Source organism: Paracoccus versutus (assembly GCF_000763885.1).
GTDB lineage: Bacteria > Pseudomonadota > Alphaproteobacteria > Rhodobacterales > Rhodobacteraceae > Paracoccus > Paracoccus versutus.
In genome coordinates this window covers 68,226-89,401 of record NZ_JRKO01000020.1, presented here as the reverse complement: position 1 = coordinate 89,401, position 21,176 = coordinate 68,226, and the positions used below count along the sequence as shown (strand labels likewise).

The following is a 21,176-nucleotide window of genomic DNA, read 5'->3' as shown; positions in this document are numbered from 1 at the left end:
CCCCCACCCCCGCCCCCGGCCCATCGCCGCGTTCCGCCGTCACGAAAGCTTTGCACGCTGCCGCTAGACCCGCCGCGCAGAAAGGGAAAAAGGCATGGCTGCGATCGAGATGGAGGCGGTGGTCCGGGCCTTCGGCGCGACGCGCGCCGTGAACGGGGTTTCGCTGGCGGTGCCGCCGGGGGCGTTCCTGGCGCTGCTGGGGCCCTCCGGCTGCGGCAAGACCACGCTTTTGCGGCTGATCGCCGGGCTCGAGCGGCCGGACGCGGGCCGCATTGCCCTGGGCGGGCGGCTGGTGGCCGGACCGGGGCGGTTCGTTGCGCCCGAGGCGCGCGGGCTGGGCATGGTGTTCCAGTCCTATGCGCTTTGGCCGCACATGACCGTCGCCGGCAACATCCGCTTCGGCCTGCGCATCCAGCGCCTGTCCTACGCCGAGGAACGGGCGCGCATCGGCGAGGCGCTGGAGATGGTCGGCCTGTCCGGCATGGCCGACCGGCGCCCGCACCAGCTGTCGGGCGGCCAGCGGCAGCGGGTGGCGCTGGCGCGCAGCCTGGCGGTGCGGCCGGGCCTGATCCTGCTGGACGAGCCGCTGGCCAATCTCGACGCGCATCTGCGCGAGACGATGCTGGCCGAGTTCCGCCGCATCCATGCCGCCCTGCGCACCACCTTCGTCTTCGTCACCCATGACCAGGACGAGGCGATGGCCGTGGCCGGGCTGGTGGGCGTGATGAATGCTGGCCGGCTGGAGCAGCTGGCGAGCCCGGCCGATCTTTATCGCCGCCCGGCGACGCCGATGGTGGCGCGCTTCGTCGGGCGCGGCCGGACGGTGCCGGTGCAGGTGCTCGGCCGGTCCGGGGGGCTGTGCCGCATCGCCGTGCAGGGCCGGGTGGTGGCGGTGCCGGGCGATGCGCCGCCGGGGCCGGGCTGGCTGTGCCTGCGGCCGCGCGACCTTGCCGCGACGGCGGGCGGGGGCCTGCGCGCGCGGGTGCTGGACCACCGTTTCCAGGGCGGCGGCCATCTGGTCACCGCGGCGCTGGAGCATGTCGAGGACGGCGGGACCGTCGATTTCACCCTGCCGCGGCCGCCGCATCCCGGCGAGACGGTCGAATTGTCGCTGACCGGCGGCTGGATCCTGCCGCGCGAGGCATTGCGGGCCGAGACGCCGCTCCAGCACCGCCTGCTGGCCGGGGCGGGGGCCGACGCATGAGGCTGAGGGCGCTTTCCGGGCTGGGGGTCAAGGGGCCGGCCTGTTTCCTGCTGGAGATCGCCGGGCGGCGGCTGATGCTGGACCTGGGCCGCGGCCCCGATGGCGATGCCCTGCCGGACCTGTCCGGGGTGGGCCGGGTGGATGCGATCCTGTTCTCGCACGGCCATGCCGACCATACCGGCGGGCTGCATCTGGCGGCAGGGCTGGGCGATCCGCCCCTGTTCGCGCCCGAGCCCGCCATCGCCCTGTCGCGCGATCCGGCGATGCAGGCGGCGCGGCGGCTTGAGGCCTTTGCGGATCTCGGCCTGCCCTTCGACTGCGGTCCCGCCGGCCATGCGCCGGGGGCCTGCTGGATGCGCATCGGCGGGGCCGAGGGGCTGGTCTATACCGGCGATCTTTCGGCCGAGGGCGGGCTTTATCGCTGCACCATGCCGCCCCAGGCGCGGGCGATGGTCTTCGACGCCTCCTATGGCGCGGCGGATCAGCCGCTGGCCGAACAGGCGACGGGGCTGCTGGAACTGGCGGACAGGCCGCTGCTGCTGCCCGCCCCGGCCGGCGGGCGCGGGCTGGAGATGGCGCTGGCCTTCCTGGCCGCCGGGCACCGGGTCTCGATCTGCGCCGCGCACCGGGCCGTGGCCGAGGCCATGCTGGCCCGGCCGCGCTGGCTGGTGCCGGGCGGGGCCGAGGCGCTGGCGCGGCTGCTGGCCGAGGCGGCCGATCTGGTGCCCGACGGCCCCCTCCGCGGTACCATGATCGCGGCCGGACCCAATGCCGAGCGCGACAGCGCGGCCATGCTGGCGCGGCGCATGATCGGCGAGCGCATCGGCCGCGTCGTCTTTACCGGCCACCTGGCGCAGGGCACCCCGGCGCAGGGCTGGGTGGCCGAGGGGCGGGCGCTGTTTCGCCGCTGGAACGTGCATCCGACGCTTGCCGGCATCCGCGCCCTGTTCGAGGCCGTGCGCCCGGCGCAGGCGATGCCCGCCTTCTGCACGGCTGATGCGGCCGGGCGGCTGGCCGCGGCGCTGGACCGCCCGCTGGTCGCGACCGCCGAGGTCGCCTGGTGATCCCGCTTCTGTCGCAGCCCTTCCTGTTCCTGCGCCACGGCCGGACCGCGGTCAATGCCGCGAACCGGATCGGCGGCGCGACCGACGACCCGCTGGACCCGACCGGGCTTGGGCAGGCCGAGGCGGCGGCGCGGCTGCTGGCGGGCCGCCCGCTGGCCGCGATCTGGCATTCGCCGCTGGCCCGTGCCGCGCAGACCGCGGCGGCCGTCGCCCGCGTCACCGGCGCGCCCTTGGTGCCGCTGCCGGGCCTGGCCGAGCGCAACTGGGGCGCGTGGGAGGGGCAGGACCGCGCGATCCTGATCCGCGACGCCACCCCGCCCGGCGGCGAGGGGCCGCAGGCGTTCCGCGCCCGCATCCGCTGCGCGCTGGCCCGCATCGTCCCGCCCCTGCCGGTGCTGATCGTCGCCCATTCCGGCACGGCGCGCGAAATCCACGCTGCCCTGACCGACGCCCCCTTCCGACGGCTCGGCAATGCCGAGGCGGTTGAATGGCGGCAGGACCGCGATTGTCGCTGGATCTGCACGAAACTGTCATCTGCGCTTTGACTTTCGCCGCTAGCACCCTTGCGAAACGGCAAAACCGACGAGGACAAGATGAAACCCCTTCGCCTTCTTCCCCTGCTGGCCGGCGCCCTGCTGGCGCAAGCGGCCGTCGCGCAGGACGCGCAGACGATCACCGTCTACACCTCGCAGCCGCAGGACCAGATGGCCGCCGTGGTCGAGGCGTTCAACAAGGACCACCCCCAGATCAAGGTCGAGGTGTTCCGCTCGGGCACGACCGAGCTGATGGCCAAGCTCGCGGCCGAGTTCGCCGCCGGCCAGACCCCGGCCGACGTGATGCTGATCGCCGATGCGGTGGCGATGACGCAGCTCAAGAACGACGGCCGCTTGCTGGCCTATGCCGAGGCGCCGGTCGCCGGCATCCCCGAGGCGCTGGTCGACCCCGACAAGACCTTCTTCGGCACCAAGATGATCACCACCGGCATCATCTACAACACCGCCATGGTGGCCGAGCCGCCGCAATCCTGGGCCGACCTGGCCCGGCCCGAGGTGGCGAACAGCCTGATCATGCCCAGCCCGCTCTATTCCGGCGCCGCGGTGATCCATGTCGGCACCATGGTCCAGCAGCCGGAATTCGGCTGGGACTATTACGAGACGCTGGCCAAGAACGGCGCGGTCGCGGGCCAGGGCAACGGCACCGTGGTCGAGGCGGTGGCGCGGGGCGAAAAGGCCTATGGCATCATCATCGAATACATGGCGCTGAACGCCAAGGCCAAGGGCTCGCCCGTCGATTTCGTCTTCCCGGCCGAGGGCGTGTCCATCGTGACCCAGCCCGTCGCCATCCTGAAGGACAGCGACGCGGTCGAGGCGGCCAAGGTCTTTGTCGACTGGCAGCTCTCCAGGGCCGCGCAGGAACAGTCGGTCGCCCAGGGCTATTTCCCGATCCTGGAAGGCGTGGCCCAGCCCGAGGGCTATCCCGACCCGGCCGGGCTGAAGATCCTGCCCGCCGACGCGGCCCGGATGCTGGCCGAGGACAAGGCCAACAAGGAAGCCTTCGCCGAGATCTATGGCGGCTGATCCGGCCCTGTCGCGGAACCTGCGGGGCGGCGAGCACCTGCTCGCCGTCCTTGTCCTCATCTGGGTGGGGGGCCTGTCGGTCTGGCCCCTGGCCCGGCTTTTCGTCGAGGCCTTCGCTGCGGGCGAGGACGGCCGCGCCTTTGGCCTGATGGCCGAGGTTCTGTCGGCGCGTGCGACGCGGCGGGCGCTGGTCAACACGCTCATGGCCTCGGCCGGGTCGGTGGCGGTGTCGCTGGTCCTTGGCGCGGCGCTGGCGCTGGCGACGGGGCTTTTCGCGCTGCGCGGGCGGGTGGCGATGAGCTTCCTGATCCTCACGCCCCTGCTGATCCCGTCGCAGACCCTGGCGCTGGCCTGGATCGAGATGTCGGGCAACAGCTCGCCCATCCTGCGCCCGCTTGGCCTTGCGCCGCCGCCGGGGACGACCAATCCGCTTTATTCCGGCTGGGGCATCGCCTTCCTGATGGGGATCGAGCATATGCCGCTGGTCTTCATCGCCATGCGCGCGGCGCTGACCGGCCTGCCGGCCGACCTGGTCGAGGCGGCGCGGGTCGCAGGCGCCGGCCGGGCGCGGATCGTCGCCTGCATCTTGCTGCCGCTGGCGCTGCCCGCGGCGCTGGCCGGGGCGATCCTGGCCCTTGCCGCGGCGGTGGGGAATTTCGGCGTGCCTGCGCTGCTGGGCATTCCGGGACGCTTCCCGATGCTGACGACGCTGATCTACCAGCGGCTGAACGGTTTTGGCCCCTCGGTCGCGGGGCAGGTGGCGGTGCTGGCGATGATCCTGGTCGCGCTGGCGCTGGCCGCGCTGGCGCTGCGCGCGCTGGTGCTGGCGCGGCTGGCGGTGCCGACGGGAAGCGGCGCGGCGATGCAGCCCTTCGACCCAGGCCGCGCCCGGCCCTGGATCGAGGCGGCGGTCTGGGCGGTCATTGCGGTGATCGCGGTCCTGCCGATGCTGGCCCTGCTGGCGACGGCGCTGTCGCCCGCCCTGGGGGTCGAGCTGCGGCCGTCCACCCTGACCCTGCGCAATTTCGCCGATGCCTTCGCCAATCCGACCATCGTGCGGGCCTTTGCCAATTCGCTTCAGCTGTCGGTGGCGGCGGCGGTGCTTTGCGCGCTGGTGGCGCTGCCCTTTGCCTTCCTGCGGGTCATGGCGGGAAACCCGCTGGTCCGCGCGCTGGACTGGCTGGCCGACGGGCCTTGGGTGGTGCCGGGCACGGTGGTCGCGCTGGCGATGATCCTGACCTTCCTGCGCCCGCTGCCGCTGATCGGCTCGCTTTACGGCACCGGGGCGATCCTGCTCGTGGCCTATCTGGCGCGGTTCCTGCCCCTGATCCTGCGCCCGGTCCTGGCAGCGGCGGCGGCGATCGAGCCGGCGCAGGACGAGGCGGCGCGGCTGTTCGGGGCCGGCCCGGTCCGGCGGATGGCGGCGATCCTGGCCCCCGCCGTCCTGCCCGCGCTTTCGGCCGGGGCGATGCTGGCGGTGATGACGGCGCTGAACGAGCTGACGCTTTCGGCGCTGCTCTGGTCCAGCGGCAACGAGACCATCGGCGTCATGGTCTTTGCCCTGCAATACGAAGGCAACTCGACCGCCGCGGCCGCGGTCTCGGCGGTGTCGGTGGCGCTGGTTCTGGGGATGGCGCTGGCGCTGGACCGGCTGGCGCCGCACCTGCCGCGCGGCACGCTGCCCTGGCGCGGCTGACGATCCATCCGGGGAAAAACCTTGAGCGGCAGCGGCTTATGCTGTTTGCTCGGGAAAGGGTCGACAGGTTGGGGTGCCGGATATGGTCATGATCGACGAGTTTACCGATACCGCCGTGATGGTCGAGGCGGCAATATCGGGCCTGGTCCTGCCGACGAATGCGGTTCCGCATGGCGCGCTCGCCTCGGTCCAGCAGCTCGACATGATGGCGACCAGCGCGCAAAGGGCATTGGTCTTCGAAGCCCTCATGCGCCTGCTTTGGGCGCTTGGCGAGACGGGCGAAAAACCGACAATCGCGTCCTTCGTCCGCTTTCGGCTGCTGAGTTTCGATGATCTCCTGTCCACGCAGCGGGACTATATGAGAAGGCTCGGATTTTCGTATCAGGAAGGCAACTTCACGCGGCATATCCGCGTCCTGAACGCGGATGTCCATGTCGGCTTCGCGCTTTTGGAGAGCGAGGAAGGCAGTCTTTACAAGAAGATCAAGGCAAGCGTCACCTTTACCTCATCGGAACTGAGGCAGGCCCTGCTGAACGTGGTCGCGATCCTGGCGGCGGAGGCAATATTGTCTTCGCCGTCCGTTTCCGGCGCGGAGACCCTGATATTCAATCCGGGTGGCGCGAAATATATCTGCACGATAGACAGTTTCATCACCGACGATTATGCCGGCGTCCTTGAAGATGCGGTCAGGACGCTGTCCACCACCGAATTCGTCTCGGAACAGCATGAGCGCGAGGTCTGGATGGCCCGGCAGATGTGCCTGGCGGCGGCAGGCCATCCGCCCGGAAGGATCGACGGGATAAGGGGCGAAAACACCCGGCTTGCCGAGGAAGCCTATTCACGGGAACATGACGACATAAGGATCATGTGGTCATCGCCGGTCTTTGCCCGGCATGTGCTGCAACATGCGTTCAAATCCCCGGATTACGCCCGGCAGATGGAATAGGCCCCGCCGGCCGGGGGGGTTTCCGCCCCGCAGGCCCGCATCCGCGCGCCGCCCGGCGGATCAGGCCGGCGCGTTCTCGCGCCTGAGCGCCGGCAGGCCGACGCCGGTGGCATCGAAGCCGCCGTCCACCGCCAGCGTCTGCCCCGAGACGAAGCTGGCCTTGTCCGAACACAGGAAGACGATGGCCTCGGCGATCTCGCGCGCCTCGCCATAGCGGTTCAGCGGGATGGCGTCGTAATAGGCCGAGATGATCTCGGGCGCATGCACCGCCGCCGCCAGCTTGGTCTTGACCGGGCCGGGGGCGACGCAATTGACGCGGATGCCCAGCTCGCCCAGTTCCGCGGCGAATTGCTTGGTCAGGTGGATCACCGCCGCCTTGGAGGTGCCATAGGCCACCCGCAGGGTCGAGGCGCGCAGCCCGGAAATCGAGGCGATGTTGACGATGGCGCCGCCGGTCCGGGCCAGTTCCGGCGCCGCGGCCTGGGTGCAGAGGAACACCCCGTCCAGGTTCGTCGCCATCACCTCGCGCCATTCCTCGAAGCTGGTGCGGCCCGCGCGGGAAAACAGCGCCACGCCCGCGTTGTTGACCAGCGCATCGACGCGGCCGAAGCCGGCCACGGTCTCGGCCATCATGCGCGCGACCTGGTCGGGGTCCGAGACGTCGGCCTCGACCGCCAGCACGTTCTCCATGCCGTCCGCGACCCGGTGCAGTTCCTCGGTGTCGCGGTCGACCATGGCGACGCGCCAGCCCTGCTCCAGGAAGATCTCGGTGGCGGCCAGGCCGATGCCGCGGCAGCCCCCGGTGACGATGGCGGTTTTCATGGCGTTTCCCCTGTCGGTTCGATGATGAGTTCCAGCGTCACGCCGACGGGGTTCGCGCCCCGTTCCAGCGTGCCGCGCGCGATATGGCCGTGGATGTCCACGACCTCGATCGGGACATGCGCCGCGCCCTGGACCAGCCGCGCGCCGTCCAGGCGCAGTTCGGTGGCCAGGCAGTCCATGCGATGCCCCTCGGCGAAGCGGATATGGTCGATGCTGCCCACGCCGTGCAGCCGCGCCGTGGCGATGCCGTGCCAGGCGGCGAGGCTCTCGATGCCCGCGACCACGTCCTCGCCGGGCAGGATACGGGCGAAAAGGCCGGGGCCGTCGCCGCCGCCCTGCGGGGTGAACAGCGTGAAGGCGGTTTCCGGGTCGGGCAGGGCCTCGAACCAGGTTTCGGCCGCGCCGAGGCCCGAGACCGCCGCGTCCTCGGCGATGACGCAATCCAGGGGCAGCAGGTGGCCCATGGCGGTATCGCCTCCGCCCGACCAGATGCCGTGGCAATGCAGGAAGGGGGCGCCGTCCTTGCGGCCCACGCTGGCGGTGGCGCTGTCGATGGTCCAGCGGCCCGCGGGCGCATGGGTCGCGGAATACCAGGCCGCGTGCAGCCCGTCGGTCGACAGTGCCGGCAGCACATAGCGCATCGGTTCGCAGCGGACGCCCGCCAGCGACAGGACGCCGCCCTTGCAGCCGTGAGCGGCGAACAGATCGCCCACCGCCTGCATGACCGTCTGGCCCGCGCGCAGCCTGCCGTGGATGGGCCGCAGCGCGGCGCGCCGGACCTGCACGCGCTCGGCCGCGCGGGGGCCGGGATGGACCATGCTCATGCCGGGGCCTGCTCCAGCAAGCCGCGCGCCTCCAGCTCCTCGCGGATCATCTTCTTGGTGATCTTGCCATAGGCCGATTTCGGCAGCGCCTCCCAGAACAGGAAGCGCTTGGGCAGCTTGTAGCGCGACAGCTTCGGGGCCAGGAATGCCGCCATCTCCTCTTCGGCCACGGGGGTTTGGGCGACGCAGATCGCCCAGCCCACCTCGCCCCAGAGCGGGTCGGGCACGCCCAGCACCGCGACCTCGGAAATGGCGGGATGGGTCAGGATCTTTTCCTCGATCTCGCGCGGATAGACGTTCGAGCCGCCCGAGATGAACATGTCCGACTCGCGCCCGGTGATATACAGGAACCCCGCCTCGTCCATGTGGCCCAGGTCGCCGGTGCGGAACCAGCCGTCGCGGAACGCCTTCGCATTGGCCTGCGGGTTGCGGTAATAGCCGGCGAAGACGGCGGGGCCGATGACGCAGATCTCGCCGGTCTGGCCGGGCGGCAATTCGCGGCCCTGGTCGTCCTGGACCTGGATCTCGATGCCCGTCCGGGCATGGCCGCAGGTGCCGAGGCGGGTGGCAGGGCCGTCCTCGGCCTCGTGCAGATGCGCGGGCAGGACGGTGATGTTGCCGGTGCATTCGCCCAAGCCGAAATATTGCACCAGCACCTTGCCCAGGACGCGCAGCGCCCTTTGCTGGTCCACGCGATACATCGGTGCGCCGGCATAGATCACATAGCGCAGCGACGAGGTGTCGGCCGCCACCGTCGCCGGATGCTCGACCAGCAGTTTCAGGATGGTCGGCACGGTGAACATGGTGGACACCCGCCATTCCCGCACCAGATCCCAGACCTGCGCCGCGTCGAAACGCTCGGTCGGCAGCAGCACGGTCTTGACCCCCCGCGCCACCTGCGTCAGCTGATGCACGCCCGCACCATGCGACAGGGGCGCCACGACCAGCGAGGCGTCCTCGCCCGTCAGGCCCGGCATCAGGTCGGCCAGGTGGTTCGTCACCACGAAGGCCATCTGGCCATGGGTCAGAACGCTGGCCTTGGGCCGGCCCGTGGTGCCCGAGGTAAAGAAGAACCAGCAGGGATCGTCGCGATCCACCACGGCGACCTGCGGGCGGCTTCCCCAATGCTCGGCGGTGATCGCCTGCACCGAGGGGCCGAAACCGGCCTCGCCGAAGACCAGCGTCGTCACGCCGCAGGCCGCCGCGTGATCGGGGAATGCGGCGTTGCAGAACATCAGCGTCGCGCCCGAGGATTCGGTCAGCCAGGCCACCTCCTCGGGCGTCTGGCGGAAATTCGCGGGCACCCAGACGCCGCCTGCGCGCCAGGTGGCGAACATCGCCTGCATCATCTCCATGCAGTTCTGCGACTGGCACATGACCCGGTCGCCCTTTTGCAGCCCGAAGCGGGTTTGCAACGCATGGGCCAGGGCGTCGGTGCGGGCCTCGAACTCGGCCCAGGTCCAGCGCGCCTCACCCATGACCAGCGCGATGCCGTCGGGGTCGCGCCGCGCGGCCTGGGTCAGGAAGGTGGCAAGGTTCATCACCCTGGTCGAAACCGGGCGCTGGCCGCCAGCCGGGTCGATGGCGGGTTCCGTCATTTCACGCGCTCCAGGATCGAGCAATAGCTGGCGACCGCCGCGCCGCCCATGTTGAAGACCCCGCCCAAGCTGGCGCCCGGCACCTGCATGGCGCCGGCATCGCCGGCCAGCTGCATCGCGACCATGACATGCTGCGAGACGCCGGTGGCGCCGATCGGATGGCCGCGCGACTTCAGCCCGCCCGAGGGGTTCACCGGCAGCGCGCCGTCGAACCGGGTCACGCCGTCGCGGATGACGCGCCAGCCCTGGCCGCGGGGTGCAAGGCCCATGGCCTCGTATTCGATCATCTCGGCGGTGGTGAAGCAGTCATGGGTTTCGACCAGCGCCAGGTCGGTGATGCTCAGGCCAGCCTGATCGAGCGCCGCCGCCCAGGCCCGGTGCGGGCCGTCGAAGGCGATGGGATCGCGCCGCGACAGCGCCAGCAGGTCGCCGGCCTGGGCGCGGGCGCGAAAGCGGATGGCGCGCTGCAGTTCGGTCGCCACCTCGGGCGCGGCCAGCACCAGCGCCGCCGCCCCGTCCGAGACCAGCGAGCAATCGGTGCGCCGCAGCGGCCCGGCGACGCGCGGGTTCTTGTCCGAGATAGTGTTGCAGAAGGCCAGGTCGAAGGGCTTTTGCATATGCGCATAGGGGTTGCGCATGCCGTTTTCATGGTTCTTGGCGGCGATCATCGCCAGTTCCTCGGAACGGTCGCCGTGGCGCTGGAAATAGCTCTCGGTGATGCGGCCGAAGACGCCGGCGAAGCCGCCGGGGATCTCGCCCTCCTCGGGGACGTAGCTGGCGGACAGCAGGATGTCGCCGACCTGGTCGCCGGGGGTCGCGCTCATCTTCTCGGCGCCGATCACCAGGGCGACCTGGCCGCGGCCCGAGGCGATGAAATCCGCCGCCGCATACAGCGCGGCCGAGCCGGTGGCGCAGGCGTTTTCCGTGCGCATGAACGGCACGCCCGCCAGTTCCGGCGTGCCCATGGCGACCAGCGCGCCCTGGAAATCCTGGCGCGAGAAGCCGTTGTTGTAGACGCCGACGAAGATGCCGTCGACGGCATCGGGCGGCAGGCCGGCATGGTCCAGCGCGGGCCGCGCCACCTCGGCCATCAGGGCCAGCGTGTCGGGCGCCTCGGACTTGCCGAATTTCGTATGTGCCCAGCCGACGATCAGCGGATCTGTCATGCGATGTTCCTTTTCGGTTGCGTGTCCAGCGCGGCAAGGCGGGCTTCGACCAGCCGCGCCTCGCGATGCAGCAGGGCGGCCAGCTCGGCCTGCCGGGCCTCGCCCATGCGGTTCTCGATGGCGGCGATGGACAGCGCGCCGGCCGGCCGCCCGTCCGGCCACAGGATCGCCACGCCCAGGCCCCACGACCCCGGCACCACCCGGCCGGGGTTCAGCGCATGGCCGGCCGCGCGCGCCTGCGCCAGATCCTCGGCCAGGGCCGGGGCAAGGCCGGGGGCCAGCGCCTCGGCCAAGGGCGCCACGCGGCGCAGCAGCGCGTCGCCCTCGGGCGCGGGCAGGGCGGCCAGGATCGCCAGCGCGCCCGCGCCGACGCCGGCCGGCTTGCGGTCGCCGCGCATCAGGGCGTGGGTGCGGATCGGGAAATCGCCCTCGATCCGCTCGAGGCACAGGGTATGGTCGCCCTGCGGCACGGTCAGCAGCAGGGTGTCGCCGGTCTGGCGCGCCAGCCGCAGCATCGAGTCGCGGGCATGATGCAGGATGCCGTGGCGCTCGGCGGCGAACGTGCCCAGCAGATAGGCCTCGGGGCCCAGGTGATAGCGCCGGCTGCGGCGGTCCTGCTCGACCATGCGCGCTGCGGCCAGGGCCAGCAGCAGCCGCCGCACCGTGGGCCTTGTCAGCCCCGAGGCGGCGGCCAATTGCCCCAGCGCCAGCCCCGCGTCGCCGCCCCTGCCGACCAGCGACAGCAGCGACAGCGCGCGCGCCACCGCCTGCGCGCCGCCGGTCGCTTCAGGGGCGGGCGCGTCCGTCATCAGGCCAGCTTCCGGCCGACGGCGGCTTCCAGGATCTCCCATGCCTCGTCGCCATAGGTCTTTTTCCACTCGGCATAGAAGCCGGCTTCGCGCAGCTTGTCCTCGAAGGGCTGCGGGTCCACGTCGTTGAAGACGAAGCCCTGGCTTTCCAGGTCGCCGCGCAGGGTGGCGTTCAGCGCCATGACATCCTCGCGCTGGCGTTCCGCGCCGGCGTTGAAATGCTTGGCGACGACCTGCTGCGCGTCCTCGGGCAGGGCGCCCCAGGCGCGGCGGTTGCCCAGCAGCCAGAACCCGTCCCACATGTGGTTGGTCATGGACAGGTATTTCTGCACCTCCCACAGCTTCGCGACCTTCATGATCGCCAGCGGGTTTTCCTGCCCGTCGACGATGCCGGTCTGCAGCGCGGTATAGACCTCGGCAAAGTTGATCGAGGCAGGCGCCGCGCCGAAGGCCGAGAACAGCGAGGTCCAGAGCGGGCTGACCGGCACGCGGATCTTGAAACCCTGGAAATCCTCGGGCGTCTGGATGGGCTTGGTCGAGGTGGTGGTCTGCCGGAAGCCGTTGTCCCAGATCTTGTCCATCACCACCAGGCCGGCATTCTCGATCTGGCCGCGGGCATAGGCGCCCAGCTCGCCGTCCATCGCCTTCCACACGGTGTCGTAGTCGGGGAAGGCGAAGCCTACGCCGTTGATCGAGGCGTTCGGCACCAGCGTCGACAGGATCACCGGCGAAAGCTGGAAGAACTCGACCCCGCCCGAGCGCAGCTGGCCCAGCACGTCGGTATCGGCGCCCAGCTGGTTCGAGGGGAAGATCTGGATGTCCACCGCGCCCGAGGTTTCCTCGAGGATCGCCTTGACCGCCTCGGCCAGCCGCACGTTGCTGGGATGCTCCAAGGGCTGGTTGTTGGCGATCTTGTAGCTGAACTCGGCGGCGCGGGCGGCGCCCGGCCGGATGAAGGGCGCGGCAAGCGCGCCTGCGGCGGCACCCATCAGGATGCTGCGGCGGGTGATGGTCATGGTTTCCTCCTCCCCGAGGGTTGTTGACGTCAAAGCAAGGCGGTCGAGAATGCCGGCACGGCGGCGATGGCCAGCAGGCCGACCAGCAGCGCCGCCAGATAGGGCCAGATCCGGCGCATGACCTGGTCGGCGGGCACGTTGGCGATCTTGCAGGCGATGTAGAAGCCGATGCCGATGGGCGGCGCCATCAGCCCGATGTTCATCGCGGTGACGATGACCATGGCGTAATGGATGTCGTGGATGCCCAGGCCGCGGGCGATGGGGAACATGATCGGTGCCAAGAGCACGATGGCCGGCAGCCCCTCGAGCACGCAGCCGAGGATCAGGAAGATCAGGATCGAGGCCAGCATGAACACCATCCAGCCGCCCGGCAGGCCGGTGACGACGGCCATCAGGTCGCGGGCAAAGCCGGATTGCGTCAGCGCCCAGGCCATGGCCGAGGCCGCGCCCAGGATCAGCAGGATCGCGCCCGACATGGCCGCGGTCTCGACCAGCATGGTGCCCAGCCTGCGGACCGGGATGCCGCCATACAGCACGACGCCGATGACGAAGGCATAGACCACGGCGATGGTCGAGACCTCGGTCGCCGTCGCCACGCCGCCGCCGACCAGGCTGCGGATCATGAAGGGCAGCACCAGCGCCGGCGCGGCGATCAGCGCGGTCTTGCCGATCAGCGGCAGGGTGGCGGCGCGCACGCCCGACATGTCCTCGGCCCGCGCCTTCCAGCGCGCCAGCACCGCCAGCACGACCAGCAGCACCATCGCGATCACGAAGCCCGAGGTGAAGAGCCCGGCGATCGACACCCCGGCGACCGAGCCCAAGACGATCAGCACGATCGAGGGCGGCACGGTATCGGCCATGGCCGCGCCCGTCGCAAGCAGCGCCGTCATCTCGGGCGCGGAATGGCCCCGCCTGCGCATCTCGGGGAACAGCGCCGGGGCGACCGTCGCCATGTCCGAGACCTTGGAGCCGGAAATCCCCGAGACGAGGAACATCGAGCCCAGCAGCACATAGCTCATCCCCGCCTTGACGTGGCCGAGGAGCGAGGCGAGGAAATTGACGATGGCCTTGCCCATGCCGGTGGCGTCGAGGATGCAGCCCAGCAGCACGAAGACCGGCACCGACAGCAGGATCAGCGAGGACATCCCTTCGTCGATGCGGCCCATCATCACGAAGATCGGCGCATGGCTGGCGAAGGTCAGATAGGCCAGGGTTCCCAGCGCAAAGCAGAAGGCGATGGGCACGCCGATGCAAAGCAGCACCGCGACCAGCAGGCCCAGCCAGATCGGCAGGTTCCAGTTGCCGATGGACAGAAGCGCCGGCCGCGCGAACCACATCAGCGCCACCGCCGCCGCCGTGACGGCCAGGGTCGCGGCGATGATGCGCCATTCGCGCGACCGCAGGACCGAAATCACCGCCAGCACCGCCATCAGCCCGATCCCCGCCGGCAGGGCCGAGGCGCGCCAGGACATCGGCAGCCCCAGCGCCGGCGACCTGACGAAGCTTTCCTCATAGGCATATTCCACCGCGACCGGCAAAAGCCGCAGCAGCAGGACGCAGACCAGCACCTGCCCCGCCACCTCGGCCACCCGCGCCAGCCGCTCGGGCAGCAGCGGCAGGAACACGGTCAGGCGCATATGCTCGTGCCGGTCCACCGCCAGCGCCGCGCCCAGCATCGCCATCCAGATGAAGCTGATGGATGCGACCTCGTCGCCCCAGATCAGCGGCTTGGCCAGCACATAGCGGAAGAACACGTTCGCCAGCACGGTGACGATCATCACCACCAGAAGGCCGGCGGCCAGGATCTCGACCGGGCGCATCCAGCGTTCGGCGCGCTTGGGCTCGGCCAAGGCCTCGATGCCGCCCAGGGCCAGCTCGCCCTCTGGCTGGGTGTCGGTCAGTTGCATCGCATCCCTCCCATGGCGGCGGGCCTCCCCTCCCTGCTGGCGATCCATGATATGGACATGACAGCTGCCGCGTTTTCGGGAATTTCTGGGCGATTCTCGGCAAAGTGCAAGTAAAAATTGCTGGGAGCCGGGCTTTCGGCCCTCTCTGGCCATATTCTGCAGATATGTCATTCCATATGATGGAATATCTTCTCCGGGCGGCAAACGACAACGGCCGCGCCAAGCCGGCGCGGCCGTTTCTGTCAGCGGGCTTGCGCCCCGCGTCCATCGAATGGTGGTCTTGCCGTCGATGCGCTGGAAGGCACCGATCAGGCCATTTGCCCGGATCGGAGGCTCGCCCCTTACTCGGCCGCCAGCGCCGGGCTGTCGGCCAGGTCCAGCGCCTGCATCACCGCATCGACGCGCTGCCGGAAAGCCTCGGCGCTGTTCGCCGTGGCCGCGACATAGAAATCCGGCCGGATCAGCACGTATTTCGCGTCGATCTCGTCGAGCCAGCGCTTGTAGGTGCCTTCGGCGTCGATCACCGCGCAGCCGCCGCCGGGGGCGCAGACCTGCACGCCGAACCCCTCCAGCAGGTCGAGCTGCGCCCGCTGTCCGGGCGTCAGCGCCGCCAGCGGATCGGCCTCGTAGCCGATCACCACCCAGCCCCGGCCCACCGCCTGGTCGAAGCGGTCGCGCCGGCCCTTGTGCTCGACCACGCCCTGCACCGACAGCTCGCCGGCATGGGCGCTGGCCGGGCACCAGGCGCCGGGGCCGAGATGGCAGATGTCGGTCGGCACCGGCCGCTGGCCGCGGGCCTGAAGCTCGGCGATCATGCGGGCGTCGCGCGCGGCGGCCTCGGCCTCGTCGGCGATGCAGATAATGCGGCCCAGCTCCTGGCTGAAGTCGATGTAGTGGCAGGCGTGGTCCTTGCGCTCGCTGGTATAGCTGTCCAGCAGGCCGAGGCCCGCCTTGCCCTCGAGGATCAGGTTCAGCCGCCAGGCCATGGCCACCGCGTCGCGGACGCCGGCGCACATGCCCTCGCCGGCAAAGGGCGGCATCAGGTGTGCCGCGTCGCCGCCGATCAGGCAGCGGCCCTTGTGCCATTGCTTCGCCCAGCGGGCCTGGAAGCGATAGACGGCGGCGCGCTCCAGCTCGGCATTCTCGGGGGTCAGGCCCCAGGGTTGCAGCAGTTCCCACGCCCTTTCCGGGCTCTGCATCTCGGCGGCCGATTCGCCGGGCAGGACCATGAACTCCCAGCGGCGGCGGTCGGGCTGGCCGGGCTGCGGTGCGGGCCCGCCGGGGACGATGGTGGTCGGGCGCCTGGGGTCGCAAAGCTGCCATTGCGCCGGCTCATCCGGGCGCGAGGCGCGGTAGTCGAATTTCGGCAGCATGTCGAGGATCAGCCAGTCGAAGAAATAGCCCTTGTCCTCGTTCTCGATGCCAAGCGCATGGCGCACGAAGCTGTTGGCGCCGTCGGTGCCGGCGACGAATTTCGCCCGGATCGTCCGGCGCTCGCCGTCCGGGCCGACCTCTTCGGGGCTCTGTTGCAGCGCCAGGGTGACGCCCTCGGCATCCTGGTCCAGCGCGACGGCATTCCAGCCGCGCATCATGGTGATTTCCGGCATGCCGCCCGCCAGCTTCAGCAGGCGCTTTTCCAGCAGCGGCTGGTTGAACCAGTAGCGCACGCGCCAGCCGCTGGCCGACTGGCTTTGCCAGTCCACCACCTGCAGGTTCTCGCCCTTGGCGTTGCGCCAGTAATAAAGCTCGTCGTGATGGTTGATCGAGGGGTCGGTCTCGGCGTCGATGCCCAGCGTGGCCAGGATGCGCGCGATCTCGTGGTCGAAGGTCACGGCGCGCGGCAGGTCGTAATGCGTGCTCCAGCGCTCGATCAGCGTCACGCGCTTGCCGCGCTGGCCCAGCAGGATCGCCAGCAGCGTGCCGACCGGGCCGGCGCCGACGATGGCGACATCGGTGTCGCTGGCTTGGGTTGATGGGGTCATCCTTGCTCCTCCCTGAAACGATTGCCGGGGTTCCGGCCCGATCGCCCGCGCTCCCTTGCGGGCGGATCGGTCGTCGGTGAATTTGTTCTAAAAATGAATGATCGTCAACTTTGATTATAATTCATACCGGCCGAGAACTTGCAAGCCATTGGCTGGACGCCAAAAACTCCCGCACTACCCGCGGCTTCTTGTCGCGCCGGCGGCGCAAGCCTGCCCCTCGGCTTGAGATCCGATTCGTTTCCGAATATGGTTCATGTCCGAATACGGAGCAGGACATGGCCGAGGCAGGGATCCAGGGCGAAGGCCGCGTGGCGCGGCGCCAGCGGCGCAACCGGGCGGCGCTGATCAAGGCCGCGCGCGAGATCATGACCGAAAAGGGCGCCGAAGCCGCCACCATGCTGGAGATCGCCGAGCGCGCCGATGTCGGCGCCGGGACGATCTACAACTATTTCCGGTCCAAGGACGAACTGGCCATCGCCGTGCTCGAGGGGCTGATGCACGACCTGGGGGTCAGCATCCAGGCCGTCACCGACAGGTTCGAGGATCCGGCGCAGGTCTATGCCTTCGGCATCCGCACCGTGCTGGACACCGCGACCGGCGATCCGCGCTGGCGGCAGATGCTGCACCGTTCCGAGGTGATCGCGGATGCGCTGTTCCGCATGATGGGCCCCTTTGCCATCCGCGACCTGCGCCAGGCCTCGGCGGCCGGCCGGTTCCAGGCCGAGGGGGCCGAACTGACCTGGCGGCTGACCTGCCACGCGCTGATCGGTGCCAGCCTGGCGATCACCGAAGGCCAGCTTTCGCCCGCGGAAAGCGAGCGGATCGTGGCCCGCCTGCTCTGCATGGCCGGCCTGGACCTAGCCAGCGCCACCGAGCTGGCCGGCCGGCCGCGCCCGCCGCTGCCCGGCCGCTAGCGCAGCACCCTGCGCAGCCCCTCCTGCACCCGGAGCAGCGCCGGCAGGTAGAGCGTGACCAGTTCCTCGGCCGAGGATTGCACCGCCGCCACCCCGGTATTCAGCGCCGCCACCACCCGGCCATGCGCATTCCAAAGCGGCACGGCAAGCGAGCGCAGGCCCAGCTCGACCTCCTGGTCGATCACCGCATGGCCGTCGGCGCGGGCCTGGCGGATGCGCGCCATGATCTCGTCCGGCGCGGTCAGGCTGTGGCGGGTGCGCGGGGTCAGGTCCGAGCGCTCGACGATGGCGCGCGCCTCGGGCTCGGGCAGGGCGGCCAGCAGCACCCGGCCCATCGAGGTGCAATGCGCCGGCAGGCGCGAGCCCGGCATCAGCCCGATGGACATCACCCGCCGCTGCGCCGCCCGCGCCAGATAGACGATCTCGGTCCCGTCCAGGATCGAGACCGAGGTCGATTGCCCGATCTGCTCGGACAGCTGGTCCAGCCAGGGCTGCACCAGCTGCGCCAGCGGCATCGCCGCCAGCGCCCCCATGCCCAGCCGCAGGATGCGCGGCGTCAGGGTGAAGAACTTGCCGTCGTAATCGGCATAGCCCAGCTCGTGCAGGGTCAGCAGGCAGCGCCGCGCCGTCGCCCGGTCCAGCCCCGTCGCCTCGGCCACCTCGGCGATGGAAAGGCGCGGGCGTTCGGCCCGGAACGCCTCGATCACGCCAAGCCCCTTGGCAAGCGAGGCAATGAAATCGGTCTTGTTCACCATGCGCACAGATTTTTACGCATTTTGAACAAATGTCAACATCCGCACGAAACCTCTGGCCTCGCGGCGGCCAGGCGCGCATGACATCCCCGGAACCCGCAGGAGGAGTTCATGGACAAACGCATCCCCAACCTGGCCGAGGCGATCGCCGGCATCCCGGACGGCGCCACGGTGATGATCGGCGGCTTCGGCGGCTCGGGCGCGCCGATCGAGCTGATCCACGCGCTGATCGACCGCTATCTGGCCACCGGCAGCCCCAGGGATCTGACCGTCATCAATAACAACGCCGGCAACGGCCATGTCGGCATCGCGGCGATGATCGAGCAGGGCATGGTCCGCAAGATGGTCTGTTCCTTCCCGCGCTCGGCCGATCCGCGGGTCTTTACCGAGAAATACCTGGCCGGAGAGATCGCGCTGGAACTGGTGCCGCAGGGCACGCTGGCCGAGCGTATCCGTGCCGGCGGCGCCGGCATCCCGGCCTTCTACACGCCCACCAGCTATGGCACCGACCTGGCCCGCGGCAAGCCGGTGGCCGAGTTCGACGGCCGGCCCTATGTGCAGGAGCGCTGGCTCAAGGCCGATGTGGCGCTGATCAAGGCCGAGCTGGGCGACCATTACGGCAACCTGACCTATCGCATGGCGGCGCGGAACTTCTCGCCCCTGATGGCGATGGCGGCGGCGCGCACCATCGCGCAGGTGACGCGGGCGGTCGCGCCGGGCGGCATCGACCCCGAACATGTGGTGACGCCGGGCATCTTCGTCTCTGGCATCGTCGAGGTTGCGAACCCGGCGCAGGAAGAGGCGCTGAACCGCGCCGATGCGGCCTATCCCCCCGCCCGTCCCCAGGAGGTGCAGGCATGACCCGGAAACTGACCAACGCCCAGATCGCCTGGCGCGCGGCGCAGGACATCGCCGACGGCGCCTATGTGAACCTTGGCATCGGCTTTCCCGAGATGGTGGCCAAGTTCCAGCCCCCCGGCCGCCAGGCGGTGTTCCATACCGAGAACGGCGTCCTGGGCTTTGGCGAGGCCCCGCCCGCGGGCCAGGAGGACTGGGATCTGATCAACGCCGGCAAGAAGGCGATCACGCTGAAGCCCGGCGCGGCCTTCTTCCACCATGCCGACAGCTTCGCCATGGTGCGCGGCGGGCATCTGGACGTGGCGATCCTGGGCGCCTACCAGGTGGCGCAGAACGGCGACCTGGCGAACTGGTCCACCGGGCCCAAGGGTGTGCCGGCGGTCGGCGGCGCGATGGACCTGGTGCATGGCGCCAAGCGCGTCGCGGTCATCACCGACCATGTCACCAAGGACGGCAAGCCCAAGCTGCTGGAAGCCTGCACCCTGCCGCTGACCGGGGTGGGTTGCGTGACCCGCGTCTATACCTCGCTCGCCGTGGTGGACATCGAAGGCGGCCGCTTCGTGCTGCGCGAGAAGCTGCCTGCGATTTCCCTTGACGACCTGCAAGCCGTGACCGGCGCGCGGCTGCACCTGGACGGTGCGGTCGGCGACCTGGTCGTGCCGGAGCTGTGACATGACCGAGGTCTTTATCTGCGACTATATCCGCACGCCCATCGGCCGTTTCGGCGGTGCGCTGGCCTCGGTCCGCGCCGACGACCTGGGCGCCATTCCCTTGCGGGCGCTGATGGCGCGGCATGCCGGCCTCGACTGGCAGGCGGTCGACGACGTGATCTATGGCTGCGCCAACCAGGCTGGCGAGGACAACCGCAACGTCGCCCGCATGTCCTTGCTGCTGGCGGGCCTGCCGGTCGAGGTGCCGGGCACGACGATCAACCGGCTCTGCGGCTCGGGCATGGACGCGGTGCTGGTCGCCGCCCGCCAGATCGCGGCGGGCGAGGCCGGGCTGATGATCGCCGGCGGCGTCGAGTCGATGTCGCGCGCGCCCTTCGTGCTGCCCAAGGCCGAGAGCGCGTTCAGCCGCCATGCCGAGATCCACGACACCACCATCGGCTGGCGCTTCGTGAACCCGGCGATGCAGGCGGCCCATGGCACCGACTCGATGCCGCAGACCGGCCAGAACGTCGCCGACGACTACGGCATCTCGCGCGAGGCGCAGGACGCCATGGCGCTGGCCTCGCAAGCCAAGGCCGCGGCGGCCATCGCCAGCGGGCGGCTGGCGGCCGAGATCGCGCCGGTGACGATCCCGCAGCGCAAGGGCGCGCCGGTGGTGGTCGATACCGACGAGCACCCCCGCGCCACCACGGCCGAGGCGCTGGCCAAGCTGCGGCCGCTGTTCCCGAACGGCTCGGTCACGGCGGGCAATGCCTCGGGAGTGAACGACGGGGCGGCGGCGCTGATCCTGGCCTCGGAGGCGGCGGCGAAGCGGCATGGCCTGACGCCAATCGCTCGGGTGCTGGGCGGGGCGACGGCGGGGGTGCCGCCGCGCATCATGGGCATCGGCCCGGCGCCGGCGTCGCAGAAGCTGATGGCGCGGCTGGGCCTGACCCCGGCGGATTTCGACGTGATCGAGCTGAACGAGGCTTTCGCGGCCCAGGGCCTCGCCACGCTGCGCCAGCTGGGCATTGCCGACGACGACCCGCGGGTGAACCCGAACGGTGGCGCCATCGCACTGGGGCATCCGCTGGGCATGTCCGGCGCCCGGATCACCGGCAGCGCGGCGCTGGAGCTGGCGCGGACCGGCGGGCGGCGCGCTCTCTCGACCATGTGCATCGGCGTGGGCCAGGGCATCGCCGTGGCGCTGGAGCGGGTCTAGGCCGCTGGCGGCGGCGGGGGCCTAGCAGGCTGCTGAAAAAATCCTTGCGATAGGACAGCGCGGGCGGGGAACCGGGAAATCCGCCTCAAATTTGCCGAAAACACCCCATTTTCGGGCCGATATCAGCTGGATCCAGAACGATTTCCGCTGCGTCGCCCTCTCAAAATCC

Annotated in this window: 19 protein-coding genes; 10 read left to right on the top strand and 9 right to left on the bottom strand. The window is 70.1% G+C overall.

From position 1 onward, the window contains the following. The first annotated feature begins 94 nt into the window (after positions 1-94). The 6 genes from IT40_RS10955 to IT40_RS10930 all read left to right on the top strand — a co-directional run bounded on the left by IT40_RS10955 (position 95) and on the right by IT40_RS10930 (position 6,487). Positions 95-1,204, top strand: coding sequence for an ABC transporter ATP-binding protein (locus IT40_RS10955; RefSeq protein ID WP_084197041.1), 1,110 nt, complete (start codon positions 95-97; stop codon positions 1,202-1,204). Continuing rightward, positions 1,201-2,268: an MBL fold metallo-hydrolase gene (locus tag IT40_RS10950; RefSeq protein ID WP_052095862.1), complete on the top strand. Its 1,068-nt coding sequence runs from the start codon at positions 1,201-1,203 to the stop codon at positions 2,266-2,268. The genes IT40_RS10955 and IT40_RS10950 overlap by 4 nt, the downstream gene beginning before the upstream one ends. Next, entirely contained in the window at positions 2,265-2,813 is a 549-nt protein-coding gene (locus IT40_RS10945; protein WP_052095861.1) for a histidine phosphatase family protein, read from the top strand. Before IT40_RS10950 ends, IT40_RS10945 begins: the two co-directional genes overlap by 4 nt. A gap of 48 nt (positions 2,814-2,861) precedes the next feature. Beyond that, positions 2,862-3,845: an ABC transporter substrate-binding protein gene (locus IT40_RS10940; protein WP_036754526.1), complete on the top strand. Its 984-nt coding sequence runs from the start codon at positions 2,862-2,864 to the stop codon at positions 3,843-3,845. Continuing rightward, positions 3,835-5,541: an ABC transporter permease gene (locus IT40_RS10935; RefSeq protein ID WP_036754496.1), complete on the top strand. Its 1,707-nt coding sequence runs from the start codon at positions 3,835-3,837 to the stop codon at positions 5,539-5,541. The genes IT40_RS10940 and IT40_RS10935 overlap by 11 nt, the downstream gene beginning before the upstream one ends. Positions 5,542-5,629: 88 nt before the next feature. Then, a complete protein-coding gene (locus IT40_RS10930) occupies positions 5,630-6,487 on the top strand; it encodes a hypothetical protein (RefSeq protein WP_147307251.1) in 858 nt (285 codons plus the stop codon). 60 nt (positions 6,488-6,547) lie between these two features. Here IT40_RS10930 and IT40_RS10925 read toward each other — a convergent pair whose 3' ends face one another. The 8 genes from IT40_RS10925 to mhpA form a co-directional block, all read right to left on the bottom strand. After that, entirely contained in the window at positions 6,548-7,309 is a 762-nt protein-coding gene (locus IT40_RS10925) for an SDR family NAD(P)-dependent oxidoreductase (RefSeq protein WP_036754491.1), read from the bottom strand. Continuing rightward, positions 7,306-8,133, bottom strand: coding sequence for a PCC domain-containing protein (locus tag IT40_RS10920; RefSeq protein WP_036754489.1), 828 nt, complete (start codon positions 8,131-8,133; stop codon positions 7,306-7,308). Before IT40_RS10920 ends, IT40_RS10925 begins: the two co-directional genes overlap by 4 nt. Continuing rightward, the gene (locus tag IT40_RS10915; protein ID WP_036754487.1) at positions 8,130-9,731 is read right to left on the bottom strand and encodes an acyl-CoA synthetase; all 1,602 of its coding nucleotides are present in this window, start codon (positions 9,729-9,731) and stop codon (positions 8,130-8,132) included. The genes IT40_RS10920 and IT40_RS10915 overlap by 4 nt, the downstream gene beginning before the upstream one ends. Continuing rightward, positions 9,728-10,897 (bottom strand): acetyl-CoA acetyltransferase, encoded by a 1,170-nt coding sequence (locus IT40_RS10910; RefSeq protein WP_036754484.1) that lies wholly within the window; start codon positions 10,895-10,897, stop codon positions 9,728-9,730. The genes IT40_RS10915 and IT40_RS10910 overlap by 4 nt, the downstream gene beginning before the upstream one ends. Beyond that, positions 10,894-11,706, bottom strand: coding sequence for an IclR family transcriptional regulator (locus tag IT40_RS10905; protein ID WP_036754482.1), 813 nt, complete (start codon positions 11,704-11,706; stop codon positions 10,894-10,896). Before IT40_RS10905 ends, IT40_RS10910 begins: the two co-directional genes overlap by 4 nt. Continuing rightward, the gene (locus IT40_RS10900) at positions 11,706-12,722 is read right to left on the bottom strand and encodes a TRAP transporter substrate-binding protein (protein ID WP_036754479.1); all 1,017 of its coding nucleotides are present in this window, start codon (positions 12,720-12,722) and stop codon (positions 11,706-11,708) included. The genes IT40_RS10905 and IT40_RS10900 overlap by 1 nt, the downstream gene beginning before the upstream one ends. A 29-nt stretch (positions 12,723-12,751) precedes the next feature. Further along, on the bottom strand, positions 12,752-14,629 hold the full coding sequence (locus IT40_RS10895; protein ID WP_036754476.1) for a TRAP transporter large permease: 1,878 nt from the start codon (positions 14,627-14,629) through the stop codon (positions 12,752-12,754). Positions 14,630-14,970: 341 nt separating this feature from the next. Next, entirely contained in the window at positions 14,971-16,611 is a 1,641-nt protein-coding gene (gene mhpA / locus IT40_RS10890) for a bifunctional 3-(3-hydroxy-phenyl)propionate/3-hydroxycinnamic acid hydroxylase MhpA (RefSeq protein ID WP_036754474.1), read from the bottom strand. A gap of 275 nt (positions 16,612-16,886) precedes the next feature. On the opposite strand from mhpA, the gene IT40_RS10885 reads away from it, so the two are divergent. Next, positions 16,887-17,525: a TetR/AcrR family transcriptional regulator gene (locus tag IT40_RS10885; RefSeq protein WP_036754471.1), complete on the top strand. Its 639-nt coding sequence runs from the start codon at positions 16,887-16,889 to the stop codon at positions 17,523-17,525. On the opposite strand, the gene IT40_RS10880 is transcribed toward IT40_RS10885, so the two are convergent. Beyond that, entirely contained in the window at positions 17,522-18,280 is a 759-nt protein-coding gene (locus tag IT40_RS10880) for an IclR family transcriptional regulator domain-containing protein (protein WP_036754469.1), read from the bottom strand. The genes IT40_RS10885 and IT40_RS10880 overlap by 4 nt on opposite strands. Before the next feature lie 108 nt (positions 18,281-18,388). Here IT40_RS10880 and IT40_RS10875 point away from each other — a divergent pair, with 108 nt between their 5' ends. From IT40_RS10875 to pcaF, 3 genes are read left to right on the top strand one after another with little or no spacing between them, the layout of a single operon-like run. After that, a complete protein-coding gene (locus IT40_RS10875; protein ID WP_036754467.1) occupies positions 18,389-19,138 on the top strand; it encodes a 3-oxoacid CoA-transferase subunit A in 750 nt (249 codons plus the stop codon). Beyond that, positions 19,135-19,806 (top strand): 3-oxoacid CoA-transferase subunit B, encoded by a 672-nt coding sequence (locus IT40_RS10870; protein ID WP_036754464.1) that lies wholly within the window; start codon positions 19,135-19,137, stop codon positions 19,804-19,806. Before IT40_RS10875 ends, IT40_RS10870 begins: the two co-directional genes overlap by 4 nt. Position 19,807: 1 nt before the next feature. Beyond that, positions 19,808-21,007, top strand: coding sequence for a 3-oxoadipyl-CoA thiolase (pcaF, locus tag IT40_RS10865; RefSeq protein ID WP_036754462.1), 1,200 nt, complete (start codon positions 19,808-19,810; stop codon positions 21,005-21,007). The last annotated feature ends 169 nt before the right edge of the window (positions 21,008-21,176 follow it).

Coding starts and splice junctions, on each gene's coding strand:
- IT40_RS10955 (WP_084197041.1), top strand. CDS start 95: ATGGCTGCGATCGAGATGGAGGCGGTGGTCCGGGCCTTCGGCGCGACG.
- IT40_RS10950 (WP_052095862.1), top strand. CDS start 1,201: ATGAGGCTGAGGGCGCTTTCCGGGCTGGGGGTCAAGGGGCCGGCCTGT.
- IT40_RS10940 (WP_036754526.1), top strand. CDS start 2,862: ATGAAACCCCTTCGCCTTCTTCCCCTGCTGGCCGGCGCCCTGCTGGCG.
- IT40_RS10935 (WP_036754496.1), top strand. CDS start 3,835: ATGGCGGCTGATCCGGCCCTGTCGCGGAACCTGCGGGGCGGCGAGCAC.
- IT40_RS10930 (WP_147307251.1), top strand. CDS start 5,630: ATGATCGACGAGTTTACCGATACCGCCGTGATGGTCGAGGCGGCAATA.
- IT40_RS10925 (WP_036754491.1), bottom strand. CDS start 7,309: ATGAAAACCGCCATCGTCACCGGGGGCTGCCGCGGCATCGGCCTGGCC.
- IT40_RS10920 (WP_036754489.1), bottom strand. CDS start 8,133: ATGAGCATGGTCCATCCCGGCCCCCGCGCGGCCGAGCGCGTGCAGGTC.
- IT40_RS10915 (WP_036754487.1), bottom strand. CDS start 9,731: ATGACGGAACCCGCCATCGACCCGGCTGGCGGCCAGCGCCCGGTTTCG.
- IT40_RS10910 (WP_036754484.1), bottom strand. CDS start 10,897: ATGACAGATCCGCTGATCGTCGGCTGGGCACATACGAAATTCGGCAAG.
- IT40_RS10905 (WP_036754482.1), bottom strand. CDS start 11,706: ATGACGGACGCGCCCGCCCCTGAAGCGACCGGCGGCGCGCAGGCGGTG.
- IT40_RS10900 (WP_036754479.1), bottom strand. CDS start 12,722: ATGACCATCACCCGCCGCAGCATCCTGATGGGTGCCGCCGCAGGCGCG.
- IT40_RS10895 (WP_036754476.1), bottom strand. CDS start 14,629: ATGCAACTGACCGACACCCAGCCAGAGGGCGAGCTGGCCCTGGGCGGC.
- mhpA (WP_036754474.1), bottom strand. CDS start 16,611: ATGACCCCATCAACCCAAGCCAGCGACACCGATGTCGCCATCGTCGGC.
- IT40_RS10885 (WP_036754471.1), top strand. CDS start 16,887: ATGGCCGAGGCAGGGATCCAGGGCGAAGGCCGCGTGGCGCGGCGCCAG.
- IT40_RS10880 (WP_036754469.1), bottom strand. CDS start 18,280: ATGGTGAACAAGACCGATTTCATTGCCTCGCTTGCCAAGGGGCTTGGC.
- IT40_RS10875 (WP_036754467.1), top strand. CDS start 18,389: ATGGACAAACGCATCCCCAACCTGGCCGAGGCGATCGCCGGCATCCCG.
- IT40_RS10870 (WP_036754464.1), top strand. CDS start 19,135: ATGACCCGGAAACTGACCAACGCCCAGATCGCCTGGCGCGCGGCGCAG.
- pcaF (WP_036754462.1), top strand. CDS start 19,808: ATGACCGAGGTCTTTATCTGCGACTATATCCGCACGCCCATCGGCCGT.